The organism is Salmonella sp. SAL4457, from assembly GCF_046548235.1.
Lineage (GTDB): Bacteria > Pseudomonadota > Gammaproteobacteria > Enterobacterales > Enterobacteriaceae > Salmonella > Salmonella enterica.
In genome coordinates this window covers 1-443 of record NZ_JBGDZO010000065.1, presented here as the reverse complement: position 1 = coordinate 443, position 443 = coordinate 1, and the positions used below count along the sequence as shown (strand labels likewise).

Genomic DNA, 443 nt, shown 5'->3' with positions numbered 1-443 from the left:
GCCCAGCACGGCCTTGGGCTGCAAGTCGAAGACATTCACCCGGTGGCCGGCCTTGAGCAGGTTGGCGGCCATCGGCCCACCCATGTTGCCCAGGCCGAGGAATGCGATGTCGGTCATCGGTCCGTCTCCCTTTCAGCGCATCTGGATCGAGAAGTTGGTCCCGGCCACGCTGTCGCTGTCGAACCAGCGCGCGGTCACGGTCTTGGTCTCGGTGTAGAAGCGCACGCCCTGCTTGCCGTAGGCGTGCAGGTCGCCGTAGAACGAGCCCTTCCAACCGGTGAAGGAGAAGAACGGCAGCGGTACCGGAATCGGGATGTTGATGCCCACCTGGCCGACCTCGATGTGGTGCTGGAAGGTCCGCGCCGCGGCGCCGGAGCTGGTGAAGATCGAGGTGCCGTTGCCGTAGGGGCTTTCGTTGATCAGGCGGATCGCCTGCTCCAGGC

The 443-nt window shown here is 65.2% G+C and carries 2 protein-coding genes; both read right to left on the bottom strand.

Annotated features, from left to right (window positions below; all coding sequences use genetic code 11):
* Window positions 1–117 (bottom strand): NAD(P)-binding domain-containing protein (locus tag ACLJNW_RS23245; protein WP_410961092.1); only part of this gene is annotated, 117 nt, incomplete at its 3' end.
* Window positions 118–132: 15 nt separating this feature from the next.
* Window positions 133–443: aldehyde dehydrogenase family protein (locus tag ACLJNW_RS23240; protein ID WP_410961091.1), on the bottom strand; the 311-nt coding region annotated here is incomplete at its 5' end.